General features: G+C 46.2%; 27 protein-coding genes and 2 pseudogenes. 7 read left to right on the top strand and 22 right to left on the bottom strand.

Annotated elements, in window-relative coordinates; genetic code table 11:
• Positions 1–9: 9 nt before the first annotated feature.
• The 5 genes from terL to PGR91_RS03245 form a co-directional block, all read right to left on the bottom strand.
• Positions 10–1,440: a phage terminase large subunit gene (gene terL, locus PGR91_RS03225; protein ID WP_270399133.1), complete on the bottom strand. Its 1,431-nt coding sequence runs from the start codon at positions 1,438–1,440 to the stop codon at positions 10–12.
• The gene (locus tag PGR91_RS03230; RefSeq protein ID WP_118655653.1) at positions 1,433–2,008 is read right to left on the bottom strand and encodes a terminase small subunit; all 576 of its coding nucleotides are present in this window, start codon (positions 2,006–2,008) and stop codon (positions 1,433–1,435) included. The genes terL and PGR91_RS03230 overlap by 8 nt, the downstream gene beginning before the upstream one ends.
• Positions 2,009–2,437, bottom strand: coding sequence for a hypothetical protein (locus tag PGR91_RS03235; RefSeq protein ID WP_270399134.1), 429 nt, complete (start codon positions 2,435–2,437; stop codon positions 2,009–2,011). It abuts the gene before it with no gap.
• Positions 2,438–2,525: 88 nt separating this feature from the next.
• Complete coding sequence (locus PGR91_RS03240; protein ID WP_270399135.1) at positions 2,526–2,843, bottom strand: SH3 beta-barrel fold-containing protein; 318 nt, start codon at positions 2,841–2,843, stop codon at positions 2,526–2,528.
• Positions 2,844–2,853: 10 nt separating this feature from the next.
• Positions 2,854–3,009 (bottom strand): hypothetical protein, encoded by a 156-nt coding sequence (locus PGR91_RS03245; protein WP_270399137.1) that lies wholly within the window; start codon positions 3,007–3,009, stop codon positions 2,854–2,856.
• A 172-nt stretch (positions 3,010–3,181) separates the two neighbouring features.
• Here PGR91_RS03245 and PGR91_RS03250 point away from each other — a divergent pair, with 172 nt between their 5' ends.
• From PGR91_RS03250 to PGR91_RS03260, 3 genes and pseudogenes are all read left to right on the top strand, one after another.
• Positions 3,182–3,433, top strand: coding sequence for a helix-turn-helix domain-containing protein (locus PGR91_RS03250; RefSeq protein ID WP_270399139.1), 252 nt, complete (start codon positions 3,182–3,184; stop codon positions 3,431–3,433).
• An 8-nt stretch (positions 3,434–3,441) separates the two neighbouring features.
• Positions 3,442–3,549 (top strand): annotated as a pseudogene (locus PGR91_RS03255) (cell filamentation protein Fic); the annotation flags it as partial.
• Between the two features lie 226 nt (positions 3,550–3,775).
• A complete protein-coding gene (locus PGR91_RS03260; RefSeq protein WP_270399140.1) occupies positions 3,776–4,147 on the top strand; it encodes a hypothetical protein in 372 nt (123 codons plus the stop codon).
• Between the two features lie 15 nt (positions 4,148–4,162).
• Here PGR91_RS03260 and PGR91_RS03265 read toward each other — a convergent pair whose 3' ends face one another.
• From PGR91_RS03265 to PGR91_RS03320, 12 genes are all read right to left on the bottom strand, one after another.
• Positions 4,163–4,300, bottom strand: coding sequence for a hypothetical protein (locus PGR91_RS03265; RefSeq protein WP_270399141.1), 138 nt, complete (start codon positions 4,298–4,300; stop codon positions 4,163–4,165).
• A 1-nt stretch (position 4,301) separates the two neighbouring features.
• Positions 4,302–4,706, bottom strand: a complete 405-nt coding sequence (locus PGR91_RS03270; RefSeq protein ID WP_270399142.1) for a hypothetical protein — start codon at positions 4,704–4,706, stop codon at positions 4,302–4,304.
• 169 nt (positions 4,707–4,875) lie between these two features.
• Positions 4,876–5,109, bottom strand: coding sequence for a hypothetical protein (locus PGR91_RS03275; protein WP_118655659.1), 234 nt, complete (start codon positions 5,107–5,109; stop codon positions 4,876–4,878).
• Positions 5,110–5,172: 63 nt separating this feature from the next.
• Complete coding sequence (locus PGR91_RS03280) at positions 5,173–5,577, bottom strand: hypothetical protein (protein WP_118655661.1); 405 nt, start codon at positions 5,575–5,577, stop codon at positions 5,173–5,175.
• Positions 5,578–5,580: 3 nt separating this feature from the next.
• A complete protein-coding gene (locus PGR91_RS03285) occupies positions 5,581–5,844 on the bottom strand; it encodes a hypothetical protein (RefSeq protein ID WP_147387359.1) in 264 nt (87 codons plus the stop codon).
• A gap of 2 nt (positions 5,845–5,846) precedes the next feature.
• On the bottom strand, positions 5,847–6,347 hold the full coding sequence (locus PGR91_RS03290; protein WP_147387360.1) for a hypothetical protein: 501 nt from the start codon (positions 6,345–6,347) through the stop codon (positions 5,847–5,849).
• Positions 6,348–6,417: 70 nt separating this feature from the next.
• Entirely contained in the window at positions 6,418–6,888 is a 471-nt protein-coding gene (locus tag PGR91_RS03295; protein ID WP_118655667.1) for a hypothetical protein, read from the bottom strand.
• A gap of 17 nt (positions 6,889–6,905) precedes the next feature.
• Positions 6,906–7,784: a hypothetical protein gene (locus tag PGR91_RS03300; RefSeq protein ID WP_182424199.1), complete on the bottom strand. Its 879-nt coding sequence runs from the start codon at positions 7,782–7,784 to the stop codon at positions 6,906–6,908.
• 149 nt (positions 7,785–7,933) lie between these two features.
• Positions 7,934–8,068 carry a hypothetical protein gene (locus PGR91_RS03305; RefSeq protein WP_259336707.1) on the bottom strand — a complete coding sequence of 45 codons (135 nt, stop codon included), beginning with the start codon at positions 8,066–8,068 and terminating at the stop codon, positions 7,934–7,936.
• On the bottom strand, positions 8,055–8,837 hold the full coding sequence (locus PGR91_RS03310; RefSeq protein ID WP_118655669.1) for a phage antirepressor KilAC domain-containing protein: 783 nt from the start codon (positions 8,835–8,837) through the stop codon (positions 8,055–8,057). The genes PGR91_RS03305 and PGR91_RS03310 overlap by 14 nt, the downstream gene beginning before the upstream one ends.
• 2 nt (positions 8,838–8,839) lie before the next feature.
• Entirely contained in the window at positions 8,840–9,160 is a 321-nt protein-coding gene (locus PGR91_RS03315) for an SH3 beta-barrel fold-containing protein (RefSeq protein WP_118655671.1), read from the bottom strand.
• A gap of 2 nt (positions 9,161–9,162) precedes the next feature.
• A complete protein-coding gene (locus tag PGR91_RS03320; protein WP_147387361.1) occupies positions 9,163–9,444 on the bottom strand; it encodes a hypothetical protein in 282 nt (93 codons plus the stop codon).
• A 324-nt stretch (positions 9,445–9,768) separates the two neighbouring features.
• On the opposite strand from PGR91_RS03320, the gene PGR91_RS03325 reads away from it, so the two are divergent.
• From PGR91_RS03325 to PGR91_RS03340, 4 genes are all read left to right on the top strand, one after another.
• Positions 9,769–10,050 (top strand): type II toxin-antitoxin system RelE/ParE family toxin, encoded by a 282-nt coding sequence (locus PGR91_RS03325; protein WP_118655673.1) that lies wholly within the window; start codon positions 9,769–9,771, stop codon positions 10,048–10,050.
• On the top strand, positions 10,037–10,348 hold the full coding sequence (locus PGR91_RS03330) for a helix-turn-helix domain-containing protein (protein WP_118655675.1): 312 nt from the start codon (positions 10,037–10,039) through the stop codon (positions 10,346–10,348). Before PGR91_RS03325 ends, PGR91_RS03330 begins: the two co-directional genes overlap by 14 nt.
• 126 nt (positions 10,349–10,474) lie before the next feature.
• Positions 10,475–10,771: a hypothetical protein gene (locus tag PGR91_RS03335; RefSeq protein WP_118655677.1), complete on the top strand. Its 297-nt coding sequence runs from the start codon at positions 10,475–10,477 to the stop codon at positions 10,769–10,771.
• Positions 10,753–11,028: a Txe/YoeB family addiction module toxin gene (locus PGR91_RS03340; RefSeq protein ID WP_118655679.1), complete on the top strand. Its 276-nt coding sequence runs from the start codon at positions 10,753–10,755 to the stop codon at positions 11,026–11,028. Before PGR91_RS03335 ends, PGR91_RS03340 begins: the two co-directional genes overlap by 19 nt.
• Here the strand turns inward: PGR91_RS03340 and PGR91_RS03345 are convergent, their stop codons facing one another.
• From PGR91_RS03345 to PGR91_RS03365, 5 genes and pseudogenes are all read right to left on the bottom strand, one after another.
• Positions 11,029–11,298 carry a hypothetical protein gene (locus PGR91_RS03345; protein WP_118655681.1) on the bottom strand — a complete coding sequence of 90 codons (270 nt, stop codon included), beginning with the start codon at positions 11,296–11,298 and terminating at the stop codon, positions 11,029–11,031.
• Positions 11,299–11,805: 507 nt separating this feature from the next.
• Complete coding sequence (locus PGR91_RS03350) at positions 11,806–12,285, bottom strand: transglycosylase SLT domain-containing protein (protein ID WP_147387362.1); 480 nt, start codon at positions 12,283–12,285, stop codon at positions 11,806–11,808.
• A 4-nt stretch (positions 12,286–12,289) separates the two neighbouring features.
• Positions 12,290–12,721 carry a DUF551 domain-containing protein gene (locus tag PGR91_RS03355; protein ID WP_118655687.1) on the bottom strand — a complete coding sequence of 144 codons (432 nt, stop codon included), beginning with the start codon at positions 12,719–12,721 and terminating at the stop codon, positions 12,290–12,292.
• A gap of 27 nt (positions 12,722–12,748) precedes the next feature.
• Positions 12,749–13,246 (bottom strand): hypothetical protein, encoded by a 498-nt coding sequence (locus tag PGR91_RS03360; protein WP_147387363.1) that lies wholly within the window; start codon positions 13,244–13,246, stop codon positions 12,749–12,751.
• A gap of 27 nt (positions 13,247–13,273) precedes the next feature.
• A pseudogene (locus PGR91_RS03365) lies at positions 13,274–13,770 on the bottom strand (hypothetical protein); the annotation flags it as partial.

The following is a 13,770-nucleotide window of genomic DNA, read 5'->3' on the forward strand; positions in this document are numbered from 1 at the left end:
AATAAGACGTTAAAATAACCCTAAATCCTCTTTTGTATATGTGTTTTTTTTACGCGACTTATCCCTTTTCTCCACGCATCCGGTCAGTGCATCCGGCGCATCATCGTGAGCATTCCGGCCTTCTTTCATATACCCAGCAATGGCCTGGTAGAAATCCGGCCACCTTCGATCCCATCCGATTGGGAAATAAATAATATTGTTCACGTCTGCCGACTTCGTGAATATCCGCACCTGTTTATTCGCGGTCTGAGCGAACCACGAAATACGGGTCTTACTATTTCCCATCAGGCGGCATTGTTTTTCTACATTCCGGGAGAAACCGCGCCCCCCATTGTTACTCTCGATATTCACCACGTCGATCTGATGCTTGGAAAGCATTTCGGCGGTCGCGGTTTCCGTGTATTCCATCGGTTTTTTCGTATAAAGCACATCGATCACGTAAATACCTTCGGGCTGTTCCACATAACAGATAGCGCACAGATAATCGTCGCCGGTATCCGCCGTATCCACATAGGCTTTACGCACAGAATCCCGCGCATAAGGTATTATCTCGTATGTTTTGAACTCCCGGTACATCAGCCCTTCGGCGGGCTTGGGATCTTGCATATATTGCGTATTGAAAGTAAATTCGTCCGCTTCTCGATAGGCTTTCAGTTTCTTCAAAGGGAAACGGGCCTCCCATAGCGCATGCTCGGTAGACAATCCATCATCTACGATGGCCGGGAATAACACAACATCCCATTCGCCACCTTCTTCAATAGTTCCCTCCGTATCCAACAGGTACCCGCAGAAATCGTCCGGAGCAAGCCTCTGAGCAGTCACGATGACCGGCGTGCGCGTATCGTTAAGGCGGTTCTTGAATGTAGATGTCCACAGCCCCCCAATCCGACGTTTGATCGTAGTCGAAAAGGCATCTTGAGCTTTCATAGGGTCATCGATATTCATAGATCCGCTAAATACTTCCGCTCCTAGCTTGCCACATCCGAACCCCGTAATTTGCCCCATAAAAGGCGCTGCATAGAATACTCCGCCACCCGATGTAGATATACTTCCCTTTGCGTTATTCGATAGCTCGACGTGCGGGAAAAAAGCCCGATAGTTTGGGTCTTCCATGATTCGGCGGATATTCGTCGCATTGCGGGTCGTAAGCTCATCGCTACTGGATAGGTGCATGAATTCCGAATGCGGATTGATGGCAAAGCCCATCGCAGTGAAGGCTACCACTGCCAATTCCGTTTTTGAGTGGCGCGGTGGGATGTTCAGTATTAGTCGATTGGTGGGGTGTTCGCCTCGGAGTACTTGATCCAGTTTCCGACAAATTTCCCGATGATGCTGAGATATCAGAAAGGGTCTCCTATTCACCGCCTCAAACATCGTAGCGGCAAATGTCAGAGATCCCTCTTTGACCAGCAGGTCGCCCACCTTCGAATAATCATCCATCCGTCTTTCCTTCTTTTATCAACTGGAGCAATCTGTCTGTACTTAACGTAGGTTGCGGGATGTCGTTCCCTTTACTGTCCGTATTGGCTATTTTTGAAGGTGCATTATAACCAAGCATATTCACGATACTATCGAGCGATTTCTGTTTGTCATAACAAACGATTTTTACTTGTTCGTCAATAATGATCTCCCCCTCATCAGTAACGCGCTTGGTTTGTTTAGTCTCAACCGACTTGATACACGCTTTTTCATCTTCCGTAAGGACTTCAAACTCCTTGAGCGACATCCATCCACTTCGAATACGGGTAGCATCGGAGAATGCGATCTTCTGGTGCTCACGAACAATCTGGAGAGCTGAAATGCCCGCCGCCTCGGCAAGGTGGCTTTTGAGATAATCTATCCGCCCCGTTACTGCCCCGTTATGGAGTAATTCTCCTGACCTTTTCCAAATCGTTTCTTCGCTCATGTTCGAGCAGTCATAGGCAAAGCGATACGCCTCGGACGCGTTACCGCATTCGAGGTATTTGTTACAGAACTTCTCCTGTTTTATCGTCAATCCCTTCGCCATTTAACTATCCGTTTTTATCCTATCGTTATACCATTCCATAAGCCGGACAAATACCGACTCTACCTGTTTCCGGAAATCTCGGTATTGTGAATACCAGAATGCCGCATTCGCCCCGATATTGCTGATCGCTGCGGGGGATTTATATTGAAATAACATCTGAAGCTCATTGCGAACACCTGTACCGATTTTGCCACCTGCAAGGGCGGCAGGAGAATATAGATATAGAATGATAAATACGAATTGTTTCTTCAACCTACCGGCCCGTTTAGACTGGTTTTTGTCATCGGCTACAATTCGTCTGAACTCATCATAAAGCAAAGGGATCGACGAGAGATCCGATAATTTCGGCTTACTCAGTCGAGCTTCCTTTTCGATGGCGTCCCGCTTTAAGGACTTGACATATTTAAGTTCCGATATTTCCTGAAACATAGGCGTAATACCTTACATTGCAAAGGTCAATACGTCCGGCACATTATGCAAATCTTATCACTCTTTTTCGTAGAATAACATTTACTAATTAACCCACAAGATTTAGCCGTTTAAAGCACCGCCACTCTTGACGTTCTGTGTCAAAATATACCTGTACCGTATCGTTTTTCTTGTGATGAGGATTACCATTTACGGGAGACACGATATCCTCGCGCAGTGTACCCCATGCTTCACGTATTGACCCATCGACCTTCTGAAAATAAAATTTGACCACGTCAGTTTGCATGCGACGCACAATTTTGAAATTCTGCCATGCCAGTCTTAGGCAGTCGCCAAATGCGCGGCGTGTGGTATGCCAAAAACGCCACGCCATTATCATAATCTGTTTTAAATCGGTTGTTTTCACAGCTTCAGTTTTAAAAATTAGCTTTTAGTTTAAGCAGGCGCAAAACTTCTTTCAATTCGCTATCAGTGTACTTCACAGCGATTTTGTATGATATGCCGTTTGTGTTCATGGCAATTTTTATCGCCGCCTCACGACTAACTTTAGGGGTTGATCTTCTTATTTTCATTGTCGTATCGTTTAATTGTTGTAAACTTGTTGTTATCTTTTAACAATACAAAGCAAACAATAATTATTCATTCATACAAATATTTTGACAACTTTTTTTTATCATTAAATGATAATTTGCATACATTAAGTATAATTTATATCTTTGTGACGCCTAACAATATGTTTACATTATGGATAATGAATTTAGAATTGCCAAGATTCTCAAGAGTAAAGGGATGACACAAACGGATTTAGCCGAAAGAATCGGCATTTCTCGTGTCGGATTATCGAAGGCAATAAACGGAAATACTACCATCACGACATTGCGAAAAATTGCCACCGCTCTTGACGTGCCGGTTACGGAGCTTTTCGCCCCGCAACCGAGGAACACGATCACCTGCCCGAAATGCGGGACAGTGCTGGAGGTGAAAGAAAGGAAATAGTTGCGATTATGGGAAATAAAACATATCAAATAGACGCATGTAGTCTCGAAAAGGCACACGCACTATTCGAGACGGGGGCCATCGACCGTATCGAGGTCGGAACGGTCAAGGGGTTATAGGGCATTACTTCTGCTTTAGGTGTGAAAGTCGTGGATCCATTCGAGCATTGTGGCGATTTTATAGCATTCGTGCGGAATCAGGGAGAGATTCATATTTTTATAATACGGCAAAGGCATTAAAAGAATTTTACGATTCGATATGTGAATCCGCGGAGATCCCGAAAGCAACGGCAATGATTACGAAAGTAACAAAAGAGTGAATGTGAATATGAAAAATAGTATCATGGAACAACACATTGACATCCCCTGCGAAGAATATTCGCAATCATTACAGGAAGCTATTTCTGAATATACAGCAATCGAACTCAATAACACCATTATTGCACTGGAGAAATTAACCGAGACGATGGGCGAGTTGATGTCCGAAGCATGTAAATCAGCGGTCTTGCAAGCGATCATGGCGACATCCATTAAAACGGCCAATTTGTATGCAAAAGAACTTAATTGCAAAGACATATCTATCAACTTGTTCTGGCCTGTATCAACCTACTACCAATGGAGATACTACCGACTCCGCAGAAAACGCATCGGTGAGGAACGGATATTGCTCAATCTGAAAAGACGGTGGAAGACTCTTCCGGACGGCGCAAATTAAGTCTTTGCCGGTATGCTATCCCAGCAACATAAACAGTTCTTCCTTTATCTGTTCGAATTTAGGCTGGGGAAGTTCTGCCTCCAGGTCTTTGAGCAATTCGTCGATCCTGTCTTTTCGTTCCTGTACTTCGCAGGAGTCTTTTTCATCACGCATATCAATGGCTTTTACATTTGCAACAAACGAAAGGATGTATGTATTCCCATAGCAGGGAATTTAGATCGCCGGTCAGATAGGCCACGTCTTCGCCGCCTATTTTAAGCCCTTCGACAATGGCAATGTGATCGGTCAAATGCCTTAATTCATGCTCGAATGAGTTTAAAAACTGAGCCGGAGACGAACTGAGGGCCACGACCATGACCGACCGGTGCGAATTCGAATAGGTCAATCCCGTATCCAATGCACATTGGGTCATGTTGTCGTAAGCCCTGTCCATGATCTCAGGCGGACAGCCGATCCGGGCCAGGGAGTCCATGATCTCGTCCGTATAGTAACAAGTCACGGCGAGATAGATCCTTAGCTCCCAGGCGTACTCGCGGATGTGCACTTCTGCGGTAATCATTCTTCGATGTACTTTTTTATTCGCTTGCACATCTTCCGGCGCACGAATCTGGGTAGAAAAGTGGCTTCTTTATCCACATACTCCAACAACCGCCGATGGTCGCGGGGATCCATGCTGCCGATGACCGACCGAAGACTTTCTCCGGCCAATAATCTTTGGGCATACTCGTTCATTTCTTCGTCTTTTTAGGTTCGTCCTCCTGATCGTCCTTGCTTAAAAGGACATCGACATTCAGGTATAAAATCAGCCAAAGCCATTGCACAAGGGTACACCCCTTACACCGGTCTTCTTTGCCTTCGATGAAGTCGGATACGCGTCCGGCGACCGCCAGCACGTCTTCATCCCCTTTGGCGATGGATTTAGCATAATCCAAGATGTACTGTTTCAGTTCTGTATCTTCCATGATATTGATTCTAAATTGAATAAAATAAGGGCACTCCGCATACTATTCGGAGTGCCCCGCCGGTTACAGGAATTCTTCCCAGGCGAGAGGTTCTCCCTTGCCTATGCAGTCCGCATAATAGCGGGTGAGCGCAATGCCGTCGTACCCGTCCGGATCATCGATGTAGGCTTTCACGTACTGCAATACAGCAGCCTCGGAAGCCAAAGGTTTCGGATAGAAATCCGAATAGGCCATATTCGCAACGTACATACAATCGTATTCCTTTGCTTTCTCGACCGTAATCCCATTACGTTCAAGGGCCTGTTTCACCTGTTCGTGATCCCAGTGGTGCGACGTGCCGTCGGCATTCTTCATCCGCGAAGGATGGGTCGCGTACTCGGCCAGCTTTTTACTGAAATGCCAGCCGTGATTGGAGAGGTATTCTCTCATACCTTCCGGCAATGCTTCGTAAACATCAAGCCGTCCCATAACCTAATACCTTCTACGCCTGTATTCACCGGCATACGGCCCGGTACCCTTGACTCCGCGGCGATCTCCGTAGCCCTCCCCATCCATGCGGCGCATTTCATAGTCCCCGCGCGGATAGTCTGAACGATCTCCATATCGACCGCTGTCCATCATTTCTCGACGCATATCCTCGCGGCCTTTTTCATAGGCTTCATCGAGCATATAATCCACGTCTTCTCGTTCGCTGCCTCCGTGAGCGCGTCCGATTACCATACCATTCCAACTCATAATCATTTAGCTGTTTTTGGTGTTCCTTGTTTATCGAAAAGGCCCTTTATATCCTCCAGGCTCGGAACCGAACGAATGATACTCTTTATTTCGCTCAATTCGTTGTTCAGACGCTTGATCTCTTCGTCCTGAGCCTTCGCTTTCGCATAGGAAGGATCGAGATCCTTTAAAATCTGATCGTAGGCTGCCAGGTTCGCTTTGTGACGTTCGAACGAATTGATGATATCCGAACTCTCTTTCTGCGCCGCTGTGATAGCTGGCATCAGACCTTCGCGCGTCATGGAGACGGTAAGCCCATCCTTCGATACGACATCCAGATTAACCGGCACTCCCCAGGGTTCGTTGTTCTCAATAGTAATATTGATGTACTGCTGCTGGAAGGGCGTCAGTTGTCCGGGTGTCGGCTGCGGATAGTACGGCACGCCGACCTCCTTGACAGCCGCCGTATAGAATTTCGGAGTTTCCCGTGTGTCGAGCACATATACAGATGATCCTTTTCTCAAATTTTGGAACATGATTTTTAATTTTTAGGAAAGCCCAGGGGGATTGCCTCCCTGCGCTTTCGTTTTTTTTTTACTTTGAATTTTTACTTGCTGCAGGTTCAGCGGATGCAGTCGGCGCGGGGGCCGCTCTTGCTGTAAATTCCAGAAAACGGATTATGCCGTTTCGCTTATCGATATAGGCAAGGCGTTCGGTGCTCCCCGTAACATCGGCTCCCGTGACATTACTGTTCTTGCTATCTACTACCGGAATTTTCGTTGTTCCCGTGGTAGTATCGGCACTGGAAACCGTAGACTGGCCGTTGTTCGGCACTGCGATTGTTACCGGAAGGGACTCGCCTCCCGCCGGCGCATCTGCATGTACACTGAGCAAGACCACGCTTTTGCATGGCAAAGCATTGTAACAGATAGGGGAAATCCCGTAGTCCACCGAAGCATCGGTAATCTGTACTGCGTTAGTCCGGAGTTCATAAATCCCGCCTACATCCACTCTGGGGATAAACGATCCCGGAAAAACAACTCTAAAGTCTGCTCTTGGATACATAATCACCTCCTTTTTGCTTAGATTACGGCATTCGCAGCGCATCCGCAAAACGGAGACGAAGCAACGGCCACCGTAGGCGTGTAGCAACAATTCGGATTCTGAACCATGTAAGCCGGAACCGGTGCCGGGGCTTTGAGTTGGCTGACGATATTCGCAGTCTGGTACTGCAAGCTGGCTGCCGTAGCAAGCTGTGAGTTCTCGCGGCTGAGTTCGTCGATACGATCCTGCAAACGGGCTTTTTCCAGCCAGCAGAACTTATCGTTGATGATCTGCGTCTGTGCGTCGATCTTCGCTCCGATGATGTTGAACTGCGTGTTGGCCGTAGATTGCAGCGCATTGGTCTGGTTGATCGTCGCGAGCTGATTCTCGTAGCCCATTTTCACGATGTCCTGGCGGACGTTGCAGCAACATTCGGCAATCTGGTTGCCGATCTGACAGCCCATAGACTGAATGGAGTTGATAATCTGCTGTCCGCTCATTCCGATCTGACCGCCGATTTTATCCACCGATCCCTGAAGGCTGCAAATCGCGCCCTGAAGCTGCGTTGTCGAACAGTTCAGCGAGGCGGCCAGTTGGTTGATCGCTGCGCCGTTGCCCTGAATTGCATTCATCAGCAATTCACGACCCGCATCGTTGTTAAGTTGTGCCGGAAGACCGTTAGCGCCATTGTTGCCAAAACCGTTGCCGCCGAAGCCGCCCCAGCAGAAGAACAGCAGGATAATCCAGATCCACCAGCATCCGTCCCCGCCGAAACCATTCCGGTTGTTGTTACCGTTCATCAGGGCCGCAACGAGGTTCGGGTCCATACCCTTGTTCTGCATCAGCGCCGGAATCATCGCCATGATGTCAGATCCCTTAGACCCGCCGTCGCCGAACATAAAAATATCTTTGTCCATAGTTATTGATTGATTATTAATTTTCGGCCCGCTTACGTGGGGCCGTTACCGATAGCGCTATGGAACAAAAATAGAAAGGGGCGGCACAGCGCACCACCCCTTTGCAAAATAGTATAAAATGCCTGGTTTACAGTTGTATAAATGTAAAATTAATTCGATTTTTCACATGCGTTTTTCAACATGCAAAGCAGCTCGTTTATCAGCAGCAACAATTCCCGGCGGAATACTTCGTCTTCGCCCATACGTTTGATTACGTCCAGGGCCGTATATTCATACTCGGTCATCGTGAAACAGGTTGTAGATGAATTCGCGGCCCTTTTCCGTCCAGTATAGATGCTGTTTGGTGAACTGTTGTCCGGTCGTGCTGCTGATGTAAGTATGCGTCCTATAACCTTCGTATCCCTGGCCCCGGTATTTCGCATACAGTACGTAGGTATCGCTTTGCCGGTATATAATACCGCGCTTCACCAGCATGTCGTTTAGCCGCCTTGCGCTAACGCCTAATTGATCGGCTATCAGGTTTGTTGTAATCAAGCTGTCCGATTGCAATACTTTATTGTAATATTGCACCATCGGCGCGGCCTTTTCGATTTGCTCGTTTGCCAGTCTGTTTTCTTCGGCAAGGCGCTCCTTCTCGGCCCGCTCTTGCTTCAACGCCGTAAGCAGCTTGATCGCATTATCCGGATCGTCAATGATAGCCTCTATGGTCGGCTGTGTGGCTGTGATGCCGTACTTCAGCAGTTCTTTAAGCCTGTCAAGACACCAAAGACGAAAATCTACACTCAACCATTGTGCAAAATCAAGGGCTACGTCTTCGTGGAGCCAGGTGGCGGGATTAAGACCACCGCGATTTATTTTAATTAGTTGATTTTCAGCAATACCAGATTTTCTGGTAATGGCCTTAACTAATTCATTTGTAGATGGTAACGACAAATAATCATTTGGCCGCTTGCCGAACGGTTTTGCCATTTCAGTGGCCGACACATAGGTAAGCCCGTTATCCAGTCGGAAAGTCACCGGATTGTCGTTGTACTGGAATATTTGTGTGTTCATGGCTACGCGATTTTTATAAGGTTGGCAATCTTGAAACAGCGGTATTCTTCGCGTTCCGAATCATAATAGACCTGAACAGTTGGATTGGGCTTGCGATCCGCACCTTTTGTCTGAGGCATAAGATCGGCGCGCAAAGTGCCGTATGCCTCACGAATCTCACCGGATATTTTCTGGTAGTAGAACTTGACGATTCCGTATCTCATTTTCATCTTGAGCTTGAAATTAAGCCAAGCGGTTTTCAGGGCTTCGGACATTGTGAAGCCATTTTTACGTACAAGTTGCCAAGCTATACGCATAATGTCTCGCAAATCAGATGTTTTCATGGCTACCCCCTTTTAACGATTCTACCAGCATTAACGCATTCTCTGAAGTTGTAGACCGGTTGCGGGCCGGTGATGGTGCGGTCTTCGATGAGACGGGAAAGGGATTCGAGAAGTAATTTTGCATGGCGAAGGGTAACGGTGATTTCGTCATGACTGCTCTTGATGCAAAGCAGCGATTCATTGCCTCGCTTGGAAACTTTGTAAACGGATAATGAGTCCGTTAATTGTTCGAGAATACACCCGCAATCAGAATGATGGCTGGCATAGATTGTGTTGTTTGTCATGGTGTTAAGCATTTTGTTAGGCATAAAAAAGCGGTTACGCCTTTCCCGCTGCTTAACACCTTGACGAGGCTGTAAGTCTATTACAGACGTTACACGGGGGTACGTAACCGCTAAATCCTGGGGTACAAAAAAGCCGCCCTTAAAATATGAAGGCGGTTAGTCAGTCCGCCTCGTCGAAATGTTAAGCATTACAAATATAAAGAACTATTTTTTAAATACCAAACAAAAAAAACAAAAAAAAAGTTTCAATAAATTGAAACTTTGTATTACATTTGCAACGTGAGACGTAGAATAATAACATATGGAGGGTATTTTGAGCGGTTTATGGAAACCCTAAGCAATAAGGTGCAAGAGAAAATCCAGTACGGGCTACTACTCCTGCAAACCCAAGAAAGACTATCGAAAAAGTTTGTTAAGTTGCTAAGGGATGATATTTATGAATTGCGAATCGAATACAACAGCAATATTTATCGTGTGTTTTTTATTTTTGAAGAAGGATCGATAGTCGTATTGTTTAACGGATTTCACAAGAAAACACAGAAAACGCCGACAAGCGAAATTGAGAAAGCGATAAAAATAAAAAAGGCTTATTATGGAGACAAATAATCATCAGATTGTGGATTACGACGCTGTTTTGGATGAGAAGTTCGGGAAGGTCGGCACTTCGAAACGGAGACAAGCCGAAGAAAACGCATACACTTTTTATGCGGGACAGATATTGCACGATGCGAGGAAGGAAGCGAAAATAACGCAATCAGAACTCGCAAATCGTATCAATGTCACAAAGTCTTACATTTCCCGTGTAGAAAACGGCATTATCAACCCCAGCGCGGGAATGTTTTATAAAATTATCAATGCGCTGGGCATGAAAGTAGAAATAGTTAAATCTATTGCCAGCATTTAGTTTGGTTAGTGGATAAGAAAAAGGCCGCCATCGGATGGTAGCTTGGTTCTGAAAACCCACACAAATTTGCATTGCTCAATAAAAGGCACTATATTTGTACAAGAAAACGTACAAAAGTGTGTACAAATGAAAAAGATTATGGATGCAATTACTATTAGCCCTTCGGAGTTTCGGAACAATCAAAAAAAATACTTTGACATGGCCGAACATACCCGCGTATTTGTGAAGCGCGGGCGTAAACTTATTGAGTTAGTGGTTAGCGACGGTATCAGTCTTAATCCATCCCCTTCAGGCGATCCCTGGTTCGACGATCCGCGAAATATCGCCGAACTGTCCCGCCGTATCAAGGAATACGAAGCAGGCAAAGCCGGAGAAGGAATTATTTATGATCCAAGCAAGTCACTATGGGACAATATAAAATAATCGTAAAAGATAAGGCCCGCAAAGATCTGCAAAAGCATCATAAGAGCGGCAATAGAGCGATTACCAGGCGTATCGAACAAATATTTATCGAGCTTGAAGATCATCCCCAAACGGGAATAGGCAACCCTGAACAACTCAAACATGAATATAGCGGTTTTTGGTCTCGGCGGCTAAGTTCGGAACACAGGTTGATATATCGGATAAACGAGGAAACGGTTGAAGTGCTTGTCGTATCCGCCCTGGGGCACTATCAATAGTCAAACCTCTTTATTTTTGATCTTAACCATATCGCTGTACCTGTATAGCCGTTCCTTGCAGACGGGTATCCCGGATCGTGATATTTTAGCGTTGAAAGCCGAATCGGACTTGCCGGTGATTCGTTTCGCCTGCTCATAATCAACTTTGACATCCCGAAATGCCATAATCACCCTTTTCGCCCTGTCGAGATCATCCTCGGTTATGTTTTTGAAGAATCCCGCATCGAGCATGTCGGCGATCTCCCGTAGTAAATCAGACGTTCCAGCCATAGAATAATCTGTTTTCGCAAAGGTCAATAGTTCCGGGACATTATGCAAGTATCAGCTTTATTTTTTCATCCTGCGTTCTTTGATTCGAGCCCGCCGGTCTACCACCTTGCAATAGAACTCCACCCGCCGAAGTTCGTCTATCAGTTCTTTCCTTGTGAAGTTAATGTGAACCGTTGAGTCGTCGCGTCTGCCGCCTCGTCTTCTTTTTATTGAAGGTGTCGTCATGTTTTTCAATATAAAATTTATATCTTTGAGGATGTCTGGGCGGACGTTGGCAGGGACGAACTTTCGGGGGAGTCCTTGCTTTTTTATGCTATCTTGTGAGTCTGGCAGTATTCATAGTCTATCTTCCATTTATCCCATAGTTCGGGGCGTTTTTGCAGGTAGCCATATACCTCCGATTCATCGACCAAAATATCAGTTCCTTTCTTCGTGGTCTTGATAATCCGCTGCCGAATCAAAAACCAGATGCGGATCTCGGCAATTTCCAGCTTCTTTGCGAGCGATTTAATAGTTATCATGTTTGAGTTGCTTGTATTTGTTCATTACTTTGTCTGAATATTCTTCCCCACCGTTGGGGTTATGGAGTTTTAAGGCCTTTTCGAATGATTTCCCAGGATTGTGGTATTCTTGTATCGTTTCCCATATTTCGATGGATTTTAGGCGGTCGAAACGGTCGGAATCGACGAATTTGTCAAACCCTATGATACGGTTGGCTTCCTTTACGGCGATGGGCCGTATTTGCAGTACTCCGCCATCGTCGTTTTTACCTACGGCCCGTTCGTTTCCTTTGCTTTCGACGTAGATCAGGGCTTCGATGAATAAATCCCAATCCGAACGGATAATCGGTGTAGTCCTTTTAATTTCCGGCGGCGGATCGACTATAATGGAATCAAACCGTATTTCCGGAATCCTGTCCGCTATGTGCTCTACCCGAATCAGGATGATAACGAGTAGGGCGGTGATAATCAATAAAATGTATTTCATACCCTTATTCATTTACTCGTTCAATGGGCCGCCAGTGAGTCGGTTTATCTATGTACTCCAATTGCCATTCACATCCATTCCACACCGCTAATTCATACCCTTTTATGTTTGTTTTTGCGGTTTCGTCGGTGTTAGGGGATATAGATTCCTCTTTCACCAACACCTTCCGTCCTTCTTCCGGAAGTTGCTCGCTCGCCGGAATCCATCGCCAGGCATCGGCAAAACCCCTGCGATAACCAAACTCTTCGCCTGCGAGGAAATCTCGCTCAGAACGAGATTTGCAGGCATCACGGCTGACATCCCATTCAAGGGTGGATTTTCTATTCCATAATGTTTCGGCATACTCTCTGGCCGCTTCTTTTGCTGTTCTCATTTTCTCAAATTCTTCATTCAGTCCCATTGCCAATGCCCGGCAGATGGGCGGTAAGATTGTCATCGGTTTTCGGTTTAATTGTATTGATAATCATTCCGGTAATTCAATCGTGATATCGACGTTATTTTTCAGCACATCGGCTATACTATTGCCAACCGCGAGGTAGTACCCGACTTCATCCTTGCTGGGCATGAAATAGAAATACCGACTTTCTGCATGAAGAGGCAAACCCAACTTTTCCAGACTGTTGGAGGTAATGGAATTGTAGAATCTCTTGAATTTATCCGACGCTTCCCGGCCTTTTTGGGTGGTTATAAGTATTTTGTACACTTTATGCTCACGGGTCGATTCTTCCGTATTTTCCGACATCAATTTGGGATCGGGAACAAAACCGTCTTTAAATGCGACCGTGTACGGATCCCATGCACAGGTGAAACCCCAGCCCCATAGGTATCCGAATCCTTCCGGTCGCTCGCCGACCAACTCTTCGATAATGTCGCATGCCTCTTTGTACGTGGCTTCGCGCACATCGTACATCCGCTTTAATTCGGCATGAAGCGCGGAACCTTCTCTAAATCTTAAAATCATAGCTTATAATGTTATGCCCGGAGGCGGTTAAACTATTTTGAAAATTTGCTCGGCATGGTAATTTTCATATTCATTAATCGTTTCGAATATCCGATACGCCACCTGCGGCACTATCGCATTGCCGTAGGCTTTGATCGATTCTTTTCGCCATTTCGGGAAGGTAATTCCGTCCAGTCCGTAGGAAAGCCCATCATTTCGGCTACAAACCGGGGATTGAGTAGGGAAGTCTTGCCAGGTCTTAATTGGCAATGCTCCCCGAGTATCGTAGGAATATTGCTCAATTTGTCGTTTCGAATGCATCCGTTTTTTCTCGTCATAGCGCGGGGCGAGACGGGCGGCTTGTGATCGCTTGTGCGTGGTGTCGGAAGTAATCCCACTGGATAAAACTGTGTTTTGCCATTTCCGTTGCACATCTTCAAGCCTTGCGTCTGAACGGTGGGCAACATTCCCTTCCATTGCTTCCCACTCGCGGGGAATCCTAATTGCGCTTGTGCCGACAGTTGCGGTTCTCCCCGGCTGTTGAC

The organism is Candidatus Alistipes pullistercoris (assembly GCF_027665465.1).
GTDB lineage: Bacteria > Bacteroidota > Bacteroidia > Bacteroidales > Rikenellaceae > Alistipes_A > Alistipes_A hominis.